At 61.8% G+C, this 17,618-nt stretch carries 14 protein-coding genes and 1 pseudogene; 6 read left to right on the top strand and 9 right to left on the bottom strand.

Features of this window, described 5'->3' with window-relative positions; translation table 11 throughout:
• Positions 1 to 209: 209 nt before the first annotated feature.
• Positions 210 to 2,420, top strand: coding sequence for an autotransporter outer membrane beta-barrel domain-containing protein (locus BFQ01_RS28215; protein WP_065927975.1), 2,211 nt, complete (start codon positions 210 to 212; stop codon positions 2,418 to 2,420).
• A gap of 62 nt (positions 2,421 to 2,482) precedes the next feature.
• On the opposite strand, the gene BFQ01_RS28210 is transcribed toward BFQ01_RS28215, so the two are convergent.
• The 7 genes from BFQ01_RS28210 to BFQ01_RS28180 form a co-directional block, all read right to left on the bottom strand.
• Positions 2,483 to 2,932, bottom strand: a complete 450-nt coding sequence (locus tag BFQ01_RS28210) for a hypothetical protein (protein ID WP_065927868.1) — start codon at positions 2,930 to 2,932, stop codon at positions 2,483 to 2,485.
• 48 nt (positions 2,933 to 2,980) lie between these two features.
• Positions 2,981 to 3,802 carry a hypothetical protein gene (locus tag BFQ01_RS28205; RefSeq protein WP_141691322.1) on the bottom strand — a complete coding sequence of 274 codons (822 nt, stop codon included), beginning with the start codon at positions 3,800 to 3,802 and terminating at the stop codon, positions 2,981 to 2,983.
• Positions 3,803 to 3,920: 118 nt separating this feature from the next.
• Positions 3,921 to 4,526: a LysE family translocator gene (locus tag BFQ01_RS28200; RefSeq protein WP_065927866.1), complete on the bottom strand. Its 606-nt coding sequence runs from the start codon at positions 4,524 to 4,526 to the stop codon at positions 3,921 to 3,923.
• Between the two features lie 54 nt (positions 4,527 to 4,580).
• Complete coding sequence (locus BFQ01_RS28195) at positions 4,581 to 5,420, bottom strand: AraC family transcriptional regulator (RefSeq protein ID WP_065927865.1); 840 nt, start codon at positions 5,418 to 5,420, stop codon at positions 4,581 to 4,583.
• A 72-nt stretch (positions 5,421 to 5,492) separates the two neighbouring features.
• Positions 5,493 to 6,134, bottom strand: a complete 642-nt coding sequence (locus BFQ01_RS28190; protein WP_053135146.1) for a DUF1345 domain-containing protein — start codon at positions 6,132 to 6,134, stop codon at positions 5,493 to 5,495.
• A gap of 91 nt (positions 6,135 to 6,225) precedes the next feature.
• Positions 6,226 to 9,315 carry an efflux RND transporter permease subunit gene (locus tag BFQ01_RS28185; protein WP_065927864.1) on the bottom strand — a complete coding sequence of 1,030 codons (3,090 nt, stop codon included), beginning with the start codon at positions 9,313 to 9,315 and terminating at the stop codon, positions 6,226 to 6,228.
• Between the two features lie 12 nt (positions 9,316 to 9,327).
• The gene (locus BFQ01_RS28180) at positions 9,328 to 10,485 is read right to left on the bottom strand and encodes an efflux RND transporter periplasmic adaptor subunit (protein WP_065927863.1); all 1,158 of its coding nucleotides are present in this window, start codon (positions 10,483 to 10,485) and stop codon (positions 9,328 to 9,330) included.
• A 171-nt stretch (positions 10,486 to 10,656) separates the two neighbouring features.
• Between BFQ01_RS28180 and BFQ01_RS28175 the strand changes: the two genes are divergently transcribed.
• From BFQ01_RS28175 to BFQ01_RS28160, 4 genes are all read left to right on the top strand, one after another.
• Positions 10,657 to 11,358: a response regulator transcription factor gene (locus tag BFQ01_RS28175; protein WP_027606419.1), complete on the top strand. Its 702-nt coding sequence runs from the start codon at positions 10,657 to 10,659 to the stop codon at positions 11,356 to 11,358.
• 3 nt (positions 11,359 to 11,361) lie between these two features.
• Positions 11,362 to 12,666: an ATP-binding protein gene (locus tag BFQ01_RS28170; RefSeq protein WP_065927862.1), complete on the top strand. Its 1,305-nt coding sequence runs from the start codon at positions 11,362 to 11,364 to the stop codon at positions 12,664 to 12,666.
• Positions 12,667 to 12,724: 58 nt separating this feature from the next.
• Positions 12,725 to 13,495 (top strand): class I SAM-dependent methyltransferase, encoded by a 771-nt coding sequence (locus BFQ01_RS28165; RefSeq protein ID WP_065927861.1) that lies wholly within the window; start codon positions 12,725 to 12,727, stop codon positions 13,493 to 13,495.
• Between the two features lie 91 nt (positions 13,496 to 13,586).
• Entirely contained in the window at positions 13,587 to 14,372 is a 786-nt protein-coding gene (locus tag BFQ01_RS28160) for a sulfite exporter TauE/SafE family protein (RefSeq protein ID WP_027606416.1), read from the top strand.
• A gap of 151 nt (positions 14,373 to 14,523) precedes the next feature.
• Here the strand turns inward: BFQ01_RS28160 and BFQ01_RS28155 are convergent, their stop codons facing one another.
• Complete coding sequence (locus BFQ01_RS28155) at positions 14,524 to 15,762, bottom strand: acyl-CoA dehydrogenase family protein (RefSeq protein WP_065927860.1); 1,239 nt, start codon at positions 15,760 to 15,762, stop codon at positions 14,524 to 14,526.
• A 267-nt stretch (positions 15,763 to 16,029) separates the two neighbouring features.
• Here BFQ01_RS28155 and sfnG point away from each other — a divergent pair, with 267 nt between their 5' ends.
• Positions 16,030 to 17,115, top strand: coding sequence for a dimethylsulfone monooxygenase SfnG (gene sfnG, locus BFQ01_RS28150; protein WP_065927859.1), 1,086 nt, complete (start codon positions 16,030 to 16,032; stop codon positions 17,113 to 17,115).
• Here the strand turns inward: sfnG and BFQ01_RS28145 are convergent.
• Positions 17,111 to 17,560 (bottom strand): annotated as a pseudogene (locus BFQ01_RS28145) (GNAT family N-acetyltransferase); the annotation flags it as partial. The gene sfnG and the pseudogene BFQ01_RS28145 sit on opposite strands and share 5 nt — an antisense overlap.
• Positions 17,561 to 17,618 lie beyond the last annotated feature (58 nt).

Below are 17,618 nucleotides of genomic sequence, written 5' to 3'. Positions count from 1 at the left end.
GCTCATGGGGCAAGCATTCATTCATACAGATAGATTGGGATTAGTCCTACATATGCAGGTAATTCCAATCTGTAGTTTTGCGGCCTTGAGTGGCCTGGCTCCAACCCTCTGGAAATAGGCCGAACCGTTCCGTCGCGGAATGTCTGTTGAATGAGTGGTGTGTTGTGAATATCAATTCGTTTTTCAAGTTAAAACCGTTAGTTGCAATGATGCAGGTGCCCTCTGTTGTAACGTTATTGTTTCTGGCGCCTGGGGCCCATGCCAGGCTCATCGAGAATGGCACTGAAACCGTTGACCATGATGCCTATATCGATACGTTTGAGCTGCAAAATGCCACGCTCAACGTAATAGACGGACGGACACTGGACGTTTATGCCAATGCTTCGAGCCTGAATGTCAGCCAGAACAGCTTGATCATGGGCACTGTCGTCGCCCAGGGCGGCTCGAATGTGAATGTAGGCGCCAGTCGCGTCACCGCTTCCGGCGCGTTCCAGACCGGCATCACTTTGCTCAGCAGCACAGCACAGATCAACGACAGTGTGATTTCCAGTGCTGACTACCATGGGATGGTGGTCGGTAAATTTACCACCTCAACCCAGGCGTCCACGGCAACCGCAAACGGCAGTGTCATCGTGGGCGCAACCGGTGGTGCCGCCGTTACCGGCGGTAGCCTGCTGGAAACCGTGAATAGCCAGGTAGTCGGTACCGGCGCGGACAGTTTCGGGTTGAGCCTGCAGAGCGCCACGGCGCGTGCCTATCAAAGCAACATCACTGGCGGGCGCAACGGCGTGGAAATGTCTTATGACCGATATGCGCCGGGGGCCAATACGCTGCTTCTGGACCAAACCCACGTGACCGGCGTCACCGGTGCTGCGCTGCTGGTACAGGGGGCCAGGGGCCAGGGCGCCGTGGCGGATATTGTGGTACGCAATGGCTCGACCCTTACCGGCGGCAATGGCCATTTGCTGGAAGTAAAAGGCAACTCCACGGCGAACATGAGGGTCGAGAACAGCCGGCTTCAAGGTGATGTCATTGTCGAGTCCGGCAGCCAGGCTCATCTCAAGCTTAATGATCGGGCCTCATTGATCGGCCGCATGGAGAATGTTTCATCCTTGGAAGTAGGTGATGAGTCCCTGTGGATCATGACCGGCCATAGTCAGGTCGGCGATCTGAGACTGGCCGACGGCGTGGTCAAGTTCGGCGACGATGACGCTTTTTATCGGTTGGACCTGGAGCGCCTGTCGGGCCAGGGCACCTTTGCGATGGGCACTGATTTTGCCCGGGGCCTGACTGACTTTTTGAATATCAGCGGTGAGGCCACCGGTCATCATGGCCTGTTGCTCGCCAGTAGCGGTGCAGAGCCCGGCAATCCTGGCGCGGTGCATATCGTCCATACCGGTGGCGGTGACGCGCAGTTCGAGTTGCTGGGCGGGGCGGTGGACGTTGGGGCCTGGTCTTATGGACTCAAGCAGGAAGGCAACGATTGGTTCCTCGACCCGAACAATCGTACCGTCAGCCCAGGTACCCGCTCGGTACTGGCGTTGTTCAATACTGCGCCGACCGTGTGGTATGGCGAAATGACTTCCCTGCGCAGCCGCATGGGAGACCTTCGCTATAGCGGTGTCGAAGCCGGCGGTTGGCTGCGTGCCTACGGCAATAAGTACGAAATCAGCGGTGGGGACGGCGGAGCCTACGATCAAAACCAGCGCGGTTTCTCTCTGGGTGCCGATACACCGGTAGGCGACGGGCAATGGTTGCTGGGGGTGATGGCCGGTCACAGTACTTCCGACCTGGATCTCAGCCGGGGTACCTCGGGTACGGTGCAGAGTTACTACGCGGGCCTGTATGCCACCTGGCTGGATGAAGAGAGCGGGTATTACTTGGATGGGGTGGTCAAGGCCAACCGCCTGAACAACAATGCCAAGGTCGGTTTGAGTGACGGCAAGCAAACCAAAGGTAACTACAGCACCAATGCGCTGGGTGCGTCCGTGGAGGTCGGTCGTCATATCAAACTCGACGATGACTTCTTTGTCGAACCGTTCGCCCAGGCCTCCGTGGTGACGGTACAAGGCAAGAGTTATCGCCTGGACAACGGCCTGAAAGCCAAGAACGATCACACCGACTCGGTACTGGGCAAGTTGGGCGTAACGGTGGGGCGTGACTTCGTACTGGACGATGGCAGCGTGCTTCAGCCGTACTTGCGCGCCGGCGTGGCCCATGAATTTGTCAAGAACAACAAAGTCATGGTCAACAACCAGACTTTCGACAATAACCTCTCAGGTTCCCGCATCGAAGTGGGGGCGGGGTTCTCGGTCTCGTTGTCCCAGAACCTGCAGGTGCATGCCGACTTCGACTACGGCCAGGGCAAACATGTTGATCAACCGTGGGGGGCGAATGTCGGCGTGCGCTATAACTGGTAATCCGACAGTGGCGGTACGCTTTAAGCAGGTTTAACAAAACGCCCCGGATCCGGGGCGTTTTGTCAGGACTCATCTGACGTATTTTTTGTGTTGAACAGGATTTGCATATTTATTTCGTTGTCGTGGATATCCTTGAGGTAAACGTTGAGTGCGCCCTCGACCGTATTGCCGTTAGGGTCGTGAAAAAACTCGATGGTACCCCGGTGTGCCTGATAAGCCGGGACAGGCGTGTCGTTGACGGTCATGAGAATCACCGAGTATCGAGAGGGGGACTGGGTGTCTGGAATTGAATAACGACCGGACGGCAAGTCTTCGCTGTGGTATTTGAAAATCACCCTTTGTCTCGATGTTTCACCCGGTGGAATTTTCATGGCGCCTTCAGTCAGCCAAAAGTTGTTTTTCCATTCATGCTCAATAAAGTCTGCCTTGAAATCCTCACTTCCAATTTTGCCTTGAAAATATTGCTTAGTCGTTTCTTCGGATTTAGCTTTTCGTGCGGTTGCAGTGGTCATGATTGAGTTCTCCTGCGATGGGTTGTACCTGTGTGTGTGATGAGCGCGCTAATTGGGTGTGTTTGCTGAGGCGGTGGATAATTTCAGGGACAGGTTGTCGACCACGAGGAAGGTCTCGCCCAGAATCCGTAGCGTGAACTCCGGTATTCCTTCCGGAATGGTCAACGAGTGAGTGTAAGTGTCCCAGCCGCCGCCGCCGCGAAGTTCTATTTGCTGCACGTTGTCCGGTGTGAGCTCGAATATTGCGAATCCATGACCGCCTGAGGGGGTCATTGCCTCAATGGAAAAATCGTAGGTTTGTCCTGGTGTGACGGTAATCACCTGCTCAATGAATCCACCCAGGTTTGCCTGGCACCTGTTGTCATGGATCGAGACAGATCCAGGAGGAATTTCCGTGATACTCCAATCCTTGCCGTTTTCGGCGAAATCACCATTGCGGATCAGTTCGATGGGGATGACGGTGCCTTCATCTTCCACCAGCCTGACGTTATCGAACCACACTTCCCCGGCGTCACCGATCAGTTGTACGGTGATACCGGTCGTGCCTGCGGGGGTGTTGAACGTGATCGATCGGTGGGTCCAGCCGTGGTTCCCCGTCAGCCCGATGGATTCACTTGTATCCGACGGTCGAAATGTCAGCCGGGCAGAACCGGCACCCTCATAGGTAATCAACGTATAGGCACTGAAGGTGTAGGAGGTGCCGCCGGAAGCAGGCACCTCCTGTTCCGCGCGTCCCGTGGCAGTGATGATGCAGTGTTGACGTGAAAAATCCACCCGGCCTGGAGCGGTGGCCGTGGCGGTCCAGGAGGTCCCGTGCCTGGCGAAGGTGCCATTTAGAACCAGATTATTGATCATCGGTTGTTCTGACATGAATCAACCCCCGCGCCCTTTAAATGGGTTGCTGTGGTGTGCGACTCAATTCAGCGCCATCTGCGCCGAACGCACAACTGTCAGAACTAACAGGTTCCCCGTGCCATTCGTCGGTTGTCTACGCCGGGTGCCACATCCCCAGCCAGGCAGACGCCAGCAATAGGATCGCCATGCATCGATTGAAGCGTTGCATGGCCTTGGCCGACCCCACTAAGCGGGCGGAGCCTGCGCCCAGCAACGCCCACATCCCAAGACATGGCAGGGAAACCGCAAAAAACACCAGGGACAAGGCCAACACCCGCGCCTCACGCCCCTCTCCCTGCCCGGCAAACACACTGACCACCGCCAACGCCATCATCCACGTCTTCGGATTGACCAGTTGCAGGCTGGCCGCACCGAGCAGGCCCAGGCGTTTCTGTGGGGCATCGGTGTCAATGGCCTGGGCCGGCGCGCTGAATATCTGCCAGGCGAGGTAACTCAGCCAGGCGATACCGATCCATTGCATGGCGGTTTGCACTTGCGGCAGATGGACCAGTGATTCGTCGATGCCTGAACCGACCGCCAGCACGATCCCCGCCGCACCGGCGCACGCCCCGAGGATGATCGGCACGGCTGCCCGCAGGCCATGACGCGCGCTGTTGCTGAGTACGAGGATATTGGTGGGCCCGGGGGTGATGGAGGCAACGAAGGCGAATAACAGGAAGGGCAGGAAGGTGGATGGCATACAGGCGGACTCCAATGAACAGATCAGGGCTGTCCATCTTCACAAGCCTGTGGCTTACCTGTCTGGAAGGTTTGAGCAGCGCTTGCGGTAGGCCGCCGGTGTCAGTCCATAGGCGCGCACGAACCAGCGGCCCAGGTGACTTTGATCGGCAAAACCTAGGGCCATCGCTACGTCGGCCGGTTGCTCGCCCCTGGCCAATGCGTGCCGGGCGCGGGCCAGGCGCAATTGCACCAGGTAAGCGTGGGGCGGCAACCCAAAGGCGCTCTTGAACGCGCGGCTCAGGCGGAAGCGGTCGACGCCACAGGCCAGGGCCAGTTCGTCCATGCCGACATCGTGATGCAGGTGGGCGTGCAGGTACTCCCGGGCCTTGTGAGCCACCTGCGGCAGGCGTGGGTCTTCACGGTAACGGCTGCGCCAATACAGTTGGCCGGTGAGGTGTTCGAGCAATTGGTCCATGGCGCGCTGGCGCACGATGCGCAGTTCGCCGCTGTGCAGCGTCTGGAAGGCCTGGCTGGTGACCAGGGCCAGGCGCGGGTCGCTGGTCAAGGTGGTGGCGAAGCTCAATTGACTATGGGGCGGCGCCTCTTCGAACACCGCACTCACTTCTCGCGCCAGCCACTGCGGGTCGAGGTACAGCATGTGGTAGGTAAAGCCGTCCGGCGTGGGCGCGTCGCCGTCATGCAATTCACCGGGCTCCACCAGGAACACCTGGCCGGGCACGCTGTTGTGGCGGGCGCGGCGACAGTTGAACTGCTGCACGCCTTGTTCGGTGACGCCGACCAGATAGCTGTCATGCCAGTGGGGGTCATAGGCGTGACCCTCGAAATGCGCGCGCAGGGTCTCGATGCCGGTGTCGGCGTCCTGGGACAGATCGATCCAATTATGCGCAGCCATAAAACACCGGGACGGAATGTGTAAGGGTATTAGCGCCCAACGGCACCAGGGCGTCTAGAAGGTTTGTGCAGCCTAGCCGAACAGCCCGGCGGCGATGTTGATCGAGAACCCCAGGATCGCCGTATTGAACAGAAAACCGATCAGCGATTGCCCCAGCACTACCTTGCGCATGCCGCGGGTGGCGACGCCGACGTCAGAGGTTTGCACCGCCACGCCGATGGTGAAGGAGAAATACAGGAAGTCCCAGTAGTTCGGCGTCAACAGTCCTTCGGCAAAACGCAACGCCGGTTCCTTGCCGTTCCAGGTGTAATACAGGCGGGCGTAATGCACGCTGAAAATCACCCCGATCAACAGCCATGAACCGATCACCGTCAGCCCGGTAAACCCGTAGTGCAGCAGGCGCTCGGAAGTGGCCAGGTCTTTGCTGCCCACCAGTTCGAAGGTGATGGTGGCGAGGCTCGCGATGGCGGCGATGCACACCGTGAACAGCACCAGCCCGGCGTTTTCGTCCTCGATTTCGGCGATGCGCTTCACATCGTCGGCCCTGGCACGGCTGGTCAACCACAGCATCAGTACCAGGTAGGTCCAGACCCCGGCGTTCCAGCCGATGAGGATTTTGCTGGCGAGGGTGTCGGCCGGCGCCAGGATGCCGACGGCAAGGCCGAGCACAGCGGCGGCGGAGAGGCGAGGGTGGGTACGGGCTAGAAAAGGCATGGCAGCTCACAGATGGTTACCTGTGAGCACCTTAGCGCATTTTTGTTGTGGCAAGCGGGCCCGCCACCGTTACAGTGTCCCCCAAAAAGCCTTAGCGCTTTTTGCGCACCAGCTTCATGACCACCACAAAGAACACCGGCACAAATACCACCGCCAGGGTCGCGGTGATCATCCCGCCGATTACCCCGGTACCAATCGCCTGCTGGCTCGCCGAACTGGCACCGGTGGCAATCGCCAAGGGCACCACGCCGAGGATAAACGCCAGCGACGTCATGATGATCGGGCGCAACCGGAGTCGTGCGGCTTTCAGGGTGGCGTCGATGAGGTCTTCGCCCTGGTCATACAGGTCCTTGGCGAACTCGATGATCAGGATCGCGTTCTTCGCCGACAAGCCGATGATGGTGATCAGGCCGACCTTGAAAAACACATCGTTGGGCATGCCCCGCAAGGTCACCGCCAGCACCGCGCCGAGCACGCCCAACGGCACCACCAGCAACACCGACGTCGGGATCGACCAGCTTTCATACAGCGCCGCCAGGCACAGGAACACGATCAGCAGCGACAGCCCCAACAGTATCGGCGCCTGTGAGCCGGACAAACGTTCCTGCAGCGATAACCCAGTCCACTCCTGGCCCAGGCCTGCCGGCAATTGGCTGACCAGGCGCTGGATTTCCTCCATCGCCTCGCCGGTGCTGTGGCCGGGTGCGGCCTCGCCGGAAATGGCGATGGCAGGGTAGCCGTTATACCGCGTCAGTTGCGCCGGGCCCTGGGTCCATTTGGCTTCGACAAACGCCGACAGCGGTACCATCTTTCCATCCTTGTTGCGAACGTGGATCTTCATCAAATCCGCCACCTGGCTGCGCTGGTCACCTTCAGCCTGCACCACCACGCGCTGCATGCGGCCCTGGTTGGGGAAGTCGTTGATATAGGCCGAACCGATGGCCGAAGACAGCACATTGCCCACATCCGCAAACGAGACGCCCAGCGCGTTGGCCTGTTTGCGGTCGACTTCCAGCTGCACTTGCGGCGCCTCGGCCAGGGCGCTTTCGCGCACGTTGGCCAGGATCGGGCTTTTTCCGGCGGCGTCGAGCAGTTCGGTACGTGCCGCCATCAAGGCTGCGTGGCCTACACCGCCGCGGTCCTGCAGGCGGAACTCGAAACCGCTGGAGGTGCCCAGGCCATCCACGGGAGGTGGCAGGACCGCATAGGCGATCGCGTCCTTGAGCTCGCTGAAGGCCATGTTGGCGCGGTCGGCAATCGAGGCGGCGGAGTCATCGCTGCCGCGTTGCGACCAATCCTTGAGCGTGGTAAACGCCAACGCCGCGTTTTGCCCGGAACCGGAGAAGCTGAAGCCCATGATCATGGTGGTGTCGCCCACCCCAGGCTCGCCGGCGTTATGCGCTTCGATCTGTTCGGCCACCTGCACCGTGCGGTTCTTGCTCGCGCCGGGCGGCAGCTGGATGTCGGTGATGGTGTAGCCCTGGTCTTCCACCGGCAGGAACGAGGAGGGCAGGCGGCTGAACATCAGCCCCAGGCCCACCAACAGCACCAGGTAGATCAGCAGGTAACGGCCGCTGCGCTTGAGGGCATAGGCGACCCAGCCTTCGTAACGGTCGGTGAGCTGCTCGAAGCGCTTGTTGAACCAGCCAAAGAACCCGCCCTTGGCATGGTGCTCGCCCTTGGCAATCGGCTTGAGCAGCGTGGCGCACAGGGCTGGGGTCAAGGTCAAGGCGAGGAAGGCCGAGAACAGGATCGAGGTGGCCATCGACAGCGAGAACTGCTGGTAGATCACCCCCACCGAGCCGGCCATGAACGCCATCGGCAGGAATACCGCGACCAGCACCAGGGTAATGCCGACGATGGCGCCGGTGATCTGGCCCATGGCTTTCTTCGTCGCGTCCTTGGGCGACAGCCCCTCGGTGACCATGATCCGTTCGACGTTCTCCACCACCACGATGGCGTCATCCACCAGGATGCCGATGGCCAACACCATGCCGAACATGGTCAGCACGTTGATCGAGAAGCCCAGCAACAGCATGGTGGCGAAGGTGCCCATCAGCGCGATCGGCACCACCAGCGTCGGGATCAGGGTGTAGCGCACGTTCTGCAGGAACAGGAACATCACCGCGAACACCAGGGCCATGGCTTCGAGCAGGGTGTAGACCACCTTGGTGATCGAGACCTTGACGAACGGCGAGGTGTCGTACGGGATCTTGTACTCCACATTGGCCGGGAAGTAGCGCGACAGCTCGTCCATCTTCGCCCGTACCAGGGTCGCGGTGTTCAGCGCATTGGCCCCCGGCGCCAGTTGCACGCTGACGGCGGTGGACGGCTTGCCGTTCAGGCGCGTGGAGAACTGGTATTCCTGGCTGCCCACTTCTACCCGCGCCACATCGCCGATGCGCACGGTGGAGCCGTCCGGGTTGGCCTTGAGCACGATATCGGCGAATTCCGCCGGCGTGGACAGCTGGCCCTTGACCAGGATCGCGGCGGTGATTTCCTGGGTCCTGGTACCCGGCAAGTCACCGATACTGCCGGCCGAAACCTGGGCGTTCTGTGCGCTGATCGCCGCATTCACGTCGGCCGGCGTGAGGTTGAAGCCGATCAGTTTCTGCGGGTCGATCCAGATGCGCATGGCGCGTTCGGCACCGTACAGCTGGGCCTTGCCCACCCCGTCCAGGCGCTTGAGCTCGTTCATCACGTTGCGCGCCAGGTAATCGCTGAGCGCCACGTCGTCGAGCTTGCCGTCGCTGGAGGTGAGGGTCACCAGCAGCAGGAAGCCGGCGGAGACTTTCTCCACCTGCAAACCCTGCTGGGTCACGGCCTGGGGCAGGCGCGGCTCCACCGCCTTGAGGCGGTTTTGCACATCGACCTGGGCCATTTCCGGGTGGGTGCCGGGCTGGAACGTGGCGGTAATCGTTGCCGAGCCGAGGCTGCTCTGGGATTCGAAATACAGCAGGTGATCGGCACCGTTGAGCTCCTGCTCGATCAGGCTGACCACGCTTTCATCCAGGGTCTGGGCCGAGGCGCCCGGGTACACCGCGTAGATTTCCACCTTCGGCGGCGCGACGTTGGGGTACTGGGCCACCGGCAACTGCGGGATGGCCAGCAAGCCGGCCAGCAGGATAAACAGGGCGACCACCCAGGCGAAGATCGGGCGGTCAATAAAGAACTGCGGCATTGTCAAAGATCCTTATTGGCCGGAAGCCTGGGCAACGGGTGTGGGGCTGTCATCGACCTCGACTTTTTCACCGGGGCGCGCGTGCTGCAGGCCTTCGACGACGATACGGTCGCCGGGCTTGAGGCCATGGCTGACCACCCAGCGGTCGTCGATCACCGCACCCAGTTCCACCGGCTGCTGGCTGACGGTCTGCTCGGCGTCGAGCAGCAGCACCATGGGGATGCCGGCGCTGTCGCGGGTGATGGCGCGTTGCGGCACGCTGATGCCTTGTTTGTCGACGGCTTGCTCCAGGCGTACCCGCACGAAGCTGCCGGGCAACAGGTCGAGGTCCGGGTTGGGGAACTCGCTGCGCAGGATGATCTGCCCGGTGCCCGGGTCGACGCTGATCTCGGCGAACAGCAACTTGCCCGGCAGCGGGTAGAGGCTGCCGTCGTCCTGGATCAACGTGGCCTTGGCCTGGTCCTGGCCGACCTGCTTCAAGCTGCCGGCGCGGAAGGCGCGGCGCAGGTCGTTGAGCTCGCGGGTGGACTGGGTGAGGTCGGCGTGGATCGGGTCCAGTTGCTGGATGATCGCCAGGGGCGTGGCTTCGTTCTGGCCTACCAGTGCCCCTTCGGTCACCAGGGCGCGGCCGATGCGTCCGGAAATCGGCGCGGTCACGGTGGCATAGCCCAGGTTCAACCTGGCGCGCTCGACGGCGGCCTTGTTGGCGGCGACTTCGGCGTTGGTCTGGCGCAGGTTGGCGCGGGCGTTGTCGTAGTCCTGGCCGCTGATGGCATTGCCTTCCACCAGTTGGCTGTAGCGCTGCTCCTGCAGGCGCGCCTGGAACGCATTGGCCTCGGCCTTGCTCAGGTTGGCCCGGGCGCTGTCCAGGTCAGCCTTGAACGGTGCCGGATCGATGCGAAACAACACGTCGCCCTGTTTGACGTCATGGCCTTCCTTGAAGACCCGTTGCATCACCACCCCGGCCACCCGTGCGCGCACTTCGGCAATGCGTGGCGCGGCGATGCGTCCGCTCAATTCGCTGGTGATGGAGAGGGGCTTGGCCTCAAGGGTTTCGATGCGCACCTTGGCCAGGGGCATTTGCGGCGCTTCGTCGGCCGATTGGTCACAGGCACTCAGGGCCAGCATCAGGGCCAACAGGCAAAATGGCGCAAACAGATTCTTCGACATGCTCTTATCCCAATATTGACTGGCGCATCCTAAGGGCACCGGCGCTGTGGTGCTGTGAAGCTATGTAGGTCGTCTGTGAAGAAATGTAAGGTGCGGCGCGCGGGGCGCCGAGGGCGTATATCCTTGCACAATCCTGCAACACACCAACAAACCGCATTATTTGGAAACACCATGCCCAACATCCTCCTGGTGGAAGACGACGCCGCACTCTCCGAGCTGATTGCCAGCTACCTGGAACGCAACGGCTACCACGTCAGTGTGCTCAGCCGTGGCGACCACGTCCGTGAGCGCGCGCGCCTCGACCCGCCGGACCTGGTGATCCTCGACCTGATGCTGCCCGGCCTCGACGGCCTGCAAGTGTGCCGCCTGCTGCGCGCCGACTCGGCGGGCCTGCCGATCCTGATGCTCACCGCCCGCGACGACAGCCACGACCAGGTGCTGGGCCTGGAAATGGGCGCCGACGACTACGTGACCAAACCCTGCGAGCCGCGTGTGCTGCTGGCGCGGGTGCGCACCTTGCTGCGGCGCAGCAGTTTGTCCGAGCCCCAGGTGGCCAATGACCAGATCCTGATGGGCAACCTGTGCATCGACCTGTCGGAACGCACGGTGACCTGGCGCGAACAGGCGGTGGAGTTGTCCAGCGGCGAATACAACCTGCTGGTGGTGCTGGCCCGGCATGCCGGCGAAGTGCTCAGCCGCGACCAGATCCTGCAACGGCTGCGCGGTATCGAGTTCAACGGCACCGACCGTTCGGTGGACGTGGCCATTTCCAAGCTGCGCCGCAAGTTCGACGACCACGCCGGTGAAGCGCGCAAGATCAAGACCGTGTGGGGCAAGGGCTACCTGTTCAGCCGTTCCGAGTGGGAATGCTGATCGATGTTTCGTGTGCTGCTACGTCTTTACCTGATCACCATCGTCACCTACAGCGCGGCGATCTTCCTGATTCCCAAGCTGGTGATCCAACTGTTCGAACACCGCTACCTGGACTACAACGTCGAGCAGTCACGGGGCATGCAGAAGCTGATCGTCAAGCAGTACCTGCGCGCGCCGGTGGAGCGCTGGTCCCAGGTGACCGAGCAACTGGGCAGTGACTTCGCGCCCCTCAAAGTGCAATTGCTGTTGCGCCAGGACGCGAGCTACACCACGCAGGAAGCCAAACTGCTGGAGCAGGGCAACCCCGTGATTCACCTGGGGGAGTTTGGCTGGATGGAGGACATCAGCTCGCCGCTCAACGAGCAGTTCGTGGTCAAGCTGACCATTCCGCCAGACCCGCTGGACATGAACCTGTTGTACTGGTCGATGAACGTGCTGATCGGTGCGGCGTTGCTGGCCTGCCTGCTGTTCTGGCTGCGTCCGCACTGGCGCGATCTCGAACGCCTGAAAAGCACCGCCACGCAACTGGGCAAGGGCAACCTGGCCGAGCGCACGCACATTCCGCCCAGCTCCAATATCGGCAGCCTGGCGTCGGTGTTCGACACCATGGCCGACGACATCGAACACCTGCTCAACCAGCAACGCGACCTGCTCAACGCGGTCTCCCACGAACTGCGCACACCCCTTACACGCCTGGATTTCGGCCTGGCCCTGGCGCTGTCGGAGGACTTGCCGGAGGCCAGTCGCGAGCGCCTGCATGGCCTGGTTGCGCATATTCGCGAGCTGGATGAATTGGTGCTGGAGTTGCTGTCCTACAGTCGCCTGCAAAACCCGACGCAATTGCCCGAGCGTGTGGAGGTGGTGCTCGATGAATTTATCGACAGCGTGTTGGGCAGCGTCGATGACGAGCTGGAAAACCCCGAGATCGTCATCGATGTGGCACTCGACTGCGCTGTGGAACGCTTCAGCCTCGACCCGCGCCTCACCGCCCGTGCCTTGCAGAACCTGTTGCGCAATGCCACGCGTTACTGCGACAAGCGCATTCAGGTGGGCGTCAAGGTCTGCGCCAAAGGCTGTGAAATCTGGGTGGATGACGATGGCATCGGCATTCCGCTGGACCAGCGCGAGCGTATCTTCGAGCCCTTTTACCGCCTCGACCGCAGCCGCGACCGCTCCACCGGTGGCTTTGGCCTGGGCCTGGCCATCAGCCGGCGAGCCCTCGAGGCCCAAGGTGGCACCCTGACCGCACTGGCCTCGCCGTTGGGCGGCGCACGGTTCCGGGTGTGGTTGCCCACGGCTGCCGATTAGAAAATCTCCCGGGGAAGGCGCACACTGTGCCCCCGCTTTACCCGAGGAGAGATTGGCAATGACTGGTGTCCACACGTCTGCTCAACAAGGTTTCTCTACCCAGGCCGTCACTTACGCCCAAGGCCGGCCGAATTATCCCAGGCAGCTCACCGGTTGGCTCACGGATGTGCTCGGCGTCGATGGGCACTCACGGGTGATCGACCTGGGCGCCGGCACCGGCAAGTTCACGCGCCTGCTCAGCACCCTGGCGCCGACGTTGATCGCCGTCGAACCGGTGCAGGCCATGGGTGCGCAGTTGACCCGGCTGTTGCCGGATGTGCGCCTGGTCAACGGCACCGCCGAAGCCATCCCCCTGGAAACCGCCAGCGCCGACGCGGTGGTCTGCGCGCAAGCCTTTCACTGGTTCTCCACCCAGGCCGCGCTGGCGGAAATCCACCGCGTGCTCAAGCCCGAAGGGCGCCTCGGGCTGGTGTGGAATGTGCGCGATGAGTCGGTGGACTGGGTGGCGGCGATCACTGCGATCATCACGCCCTACGAGGGTGACACCCCGCGTTTTCACTCCGGACGCTGGCGAGAAGCCTTCGACGGCAAGTACTTTTCAGTCCCCGAAATGACCTGTTTCCCCTATAGCCACGTCGGCAGCCCACAGGAAGTGATCATGGATCGCTTCCTCTCCGTGAGCTTTATTGCTGCGTTGCCCGAGGCTGAAAAAGCCCTCGTGACCGAGCAGTTGCGTGGCTTGATCGCCAGCCATCCAGCCCTGAAGGGCCGCGACACGGTGGCGTTTCCTTATCAGACCCAGGCGTATGTCTGTCGTCGACTGCCATAAAAGGCATAAAGTCAGATCATATTGATATAAGTCGTTATAAGAAAAATCGCTATCCTGCGGCCAGAAATTTATAAGGCCGCGGGTAGCGTTGATGGAAGTGGGTAACTTTGGTTTTGTAATTGCGGGCCTGATCGTTGGTTTTATCGTCGGCATGACCGGTGTCGGCGGGGGCTCCTTGATGACCCCGATCCTGTTGTGGTTCGGCATCAACCCGGCCACGGCCGTGGGCACTGACCTGCTGTACGCGGCCATCACCAAATCCGGTGGCGTGCTGGTCCACAGCAAGAACAAGAACATCGACTGGACCATCACCGGCTGGCTGACCCTGGGCAGCGTGCCTGCGGTGTTGCTGACCCTGTGGTTCCTCGCCAGCCTGCACACCGACCCCAGCGCCATGAACGCGGTGATCAAGCAGGCCCTCGGCGTGGTGCTGCTGCTGACCGCCCTGGCGATCCTGTTCAAGCAACGCCTGCTGGCGTTCGCCCAGCGCCACGCCGGCGATCACTACCATATGAACCCGCGCAACCTGAATGCCCTGACCGTGGTGACCGGTGCGGTGCTGGGGACCATGGTTGCGCTCACCTCCATCGGCGCCGGCGCCCTCGGTACGGTCGCGCTGTTTATCCTCTATCCGTTCCTGGCCACGCGCCGCCTGGTCGGCACCGAGATCGCCCACGCCGTGCCCCTGACCCTGGTGGCGGGCCTGGGCCATGCCGGCATGGGCAATATGGACTGGCACCTGCTGGGCTTCCTGCTGATGGGGTCGCTGCCGGGCATTTACTTCGGCAGCCACATGACCGGCAAGGTCCCGGACGGCGTATTGCGCCCGTGCCTGGCGATCATGTTGATGACCATCGGCTACAAATTGGCCTTTTGAGGCGCACACGGGATTCAACTACACAGGCAGGGGCCAAATGTGGGAGGGGGCTTGCTCCCGATAGCGGTGGATCAGTCAACTGATGAGGCGACTGACAAACCGCCATCGGGAGCAAGCCCCCTCCCACATTTTGACTGTGACCAACCTTGATTCAGGCTTTCGCCGGGCCATTACCGATCTGCCACACAAACGGCGGCTCGGTGCCATTGATCACCCAGTCCCCCACGATCCGCGCCTTGTAGATCACCGGGTTGTGCGACGACACCGTCCGCGCATTGCGCCAATGGCGGTCGAGGGACTTGCCCTGGCGCACATCCGACGCCCCCAGGGCGTTGAACAACTCACTGGTGGCGCGCTGGATCAGCTCCGACACCACCACTTGCGCGGTGGCTGACTCGATTTCGGCCGCGACGTTGGCTTCGCGCTCGGCGACTTCATCCCCACCGAAGCGCGCCAGGTACGCCCGCTGCGCCGGCAGGGCGGCTTTAAGCGCGCTGGCTTCGGCGGCGTAGACCAACGCGGCGACTTCGCCCACCACCTGCTGGATCTGGGCATCCTGGCTGACGTGCTGGGCATTGCCATGGCTGTAGATGCGCTTGCGGCTGCGCACCTGGTGGGCCACATCGCGCAATGCGGCACGGCCGATACCGGCGAGGCTGGCCAGCAGGACAAGTTGGTAGAACGCGGTCTGGTATTTGAAGCGGGTCGCGAAGTCGATGACGTTTTCCGCCTCCACCACCGCATCGGTAAAGCGCGAGGTGCCGCTGCCGGTGGTGCGCTGGCCAAAGCCGTCCCAGTCATCGCTGTGTTCCACGCCGGGCTGGCGCGCGCGGGTGGCGGCGATCACATCGCCGCCGGTGTCGCTGCGCTGGGCGTACACGTCGATCCAGTCGGAGAAAATACTGCCGGTGCTGTAGAACTTTTCACCGTTGAGTTTCCACTGCTCGCCGTCCGGGCTGACCTTGGTGACAACGTCGCCAATGGCCACGGTGCCGATTTCGGTCCAGGCGCAGCCGACGATGTCGCCGTCGACAAAGCGTTTGAACCACAGATCGCGGCCGGCACTGGGCGGCGCATTCAGGCGGTCTTCGGCAAAGGCGAAATGCCCGCGCAGGGCCTGGGGGACGTTGGAGTCGGCCTCGGCCAGTTCGATCAGCAGTTCGAACAACTGCGGCAGCGAAGCACCGCCACCGCCATATTCCACCGGCACCCGCACCGCGCCGAAGCCGGCTTCCTTGAGCCACTGGATCGGCTCGTGGGGCAGGGCGCGGGTTTGTTCGCGCTCCACTGCGCCAGCGGCGATGCGCTGGAAAATCGGGCGAAAGCGCGCCGCCAGCGTGGGGTAGTCGACGCCGACAGACAACGGGTTGATAACGTGGTGTTCGGTCATGAGCAGGGCTCCGGGGCAGTGATCGGTGCAGGGAGTGATTGCACAGTCCGTGCCGGGTGCCAGGGCCAATGTTTACGGGGGATGCATGCTGTCTACTGTTGCCCTGGCAACAGCAAATCGACAAACCGTCGCAATCCCTGACATCGGCATTCAACGCCTCCCAGCCCTGAATACATGTCGCACCCCTTGTGGCGCGGGCGTTTGCCTCCGCCTGGCACGCTTGCTGCTCCACACCTCGGTACATTCCTTTATGCGAGGTACCGTTCGATGAGTCAGCAAGCCGTGAAATTTGCCTATTGGGTGCCCAACGTCAGCGGTGGGCTGGTGGTCAGCAAGATCGAACAACGCACCCACTGGGGCATCGACTACAACCGCAAACTGGCGCAATTGGCCGAGGAAGCCGGCTTCGAATACGGCCTGACCCAGATCCGCTTCACCGCCGGCTACGGCGCGGAAAACCAGCATGAGTCCGTGGCGTTCAGCCATGCCTTGCTGGCCGCGACCACCAAGCTCAAGGTTATCGCCGCGATCCTGCCCGGGCCGTGGCAACCGGCGCTGGCGGCCAAGCAACTGGCGACCATCGACCAGCTCACCAATGGCCGCATTGCGGTGAACATCGTCAGTGGCTGGTTCAAGGGCGAGTTCCAGGCCATCGGCGAACACTGGCTGGAGCACGACGAGCGCTATCGCCGTTCCGAAGAATTCATCCGCGCCCTCAAAGGCATCTGGACCCAGGACGACTTTACTTTCAAGGGCGACTTTTACCGTTTCAACAACTACACCCTCAAGCCCAAGCCCCTGGGCCAGCCGGAAGTGTTCCAGGGCGGCAGTTCGCGAGCCGCGCGAGACATGGCGGCGCGCGTGTCGGACTGGTACTTCACCAACGGCAACACCCCGGAAGGCATCAAGGCCCAGGTCGATGACATTCGCGCCAAGGCTGCCGCGAACAACCATTCGGTCAAGGTCGGCGTGAATGCGTTCATCATCGCCCGCGACACCGAGGAAGAAGCCCGCGCCGTGCTCGCAGAGATCATCGACAAGGCCGACCCGGAGGCCGTGAACGCCTTTGGCGACGCGGCCAGGCAGGCCGGCAAGGCATCACCCGAAGGCGAGGGCAACTGGGCCAAGTCCAGCTTTGAAGACCTGGTGCAGTACAACGATGGCTTCAAGACCAACCTGATCGGCACCCCGCAGCAGATTGCCGAGCGCATCGTCGCGCTCAAGGCGGTGGGCGTGGACCTGGTGCTGGCGGGCTTCCTGCACTTCCAGGAAGAAGTGGAGTACTTCGGCAAGCGCGTGTTGCCGCTGGTGCGCGAGCTGGAAGCCAAGGCCGGGATCAAGCAGGTGGCCTGACCAAGGTTTTCTCCAGGCGCAGGGCCGGGGTGTGGTCTGCGTAGTAGTCGTTGACCTGGGCGAAACGCCGGTAGCCGTTGCGTTCATACAGCGCCAGGGCGCGGGGGTTGTCGGTGCGTACCTCCAGGCGCAGGTGGGTGCAACCGTGCGTCACCGCGCAGGCCTCGACATGGCTGAGCAACTGCTTGCCCAGCCCGAGGCTGCGTGCGTGCTCGGCAATGGCGATGGAATACAGGCGCGCGAACACGCTGCCACGACGAAACAGCACCAGCGCATAACCGAGCAACTGCCCGTCCTGTTCCGCCACCAGCAACTGGCCGTGGGCGCGGCTGATCATCCAGTGAAAACTGCGCGATGAGAGCCGGTCTGTGGTGAAACACGGGTGCTCCAATGCGACTAATGCCGGTATATCGCCGGCTAATGCAACGCGAGAGAAAAGAGCCATATAACCGCCGTAAAAGTTGCGTAACGAAACGGGACTTCCCTAAAAGATCGTGCTTAAT

The sequence above is a fragment of the Pseudomonas sp. 8 R 14 genome, from assembly GCF_900005955.1.
In the GTDB taxonomy this organism is placed as follows: domain Bacteria; phylum Pseudomonadota; class Gammaproteobacteria; order Pseudomonadales; family Pseudomonadaceae; genus Aquipseudomonas; species Aquipseudomonas marginalis.
Note: the sequence above shows the minus strand (reverse complement) of the source record. Positions and strands in the feature narration are given on the sequence as shown.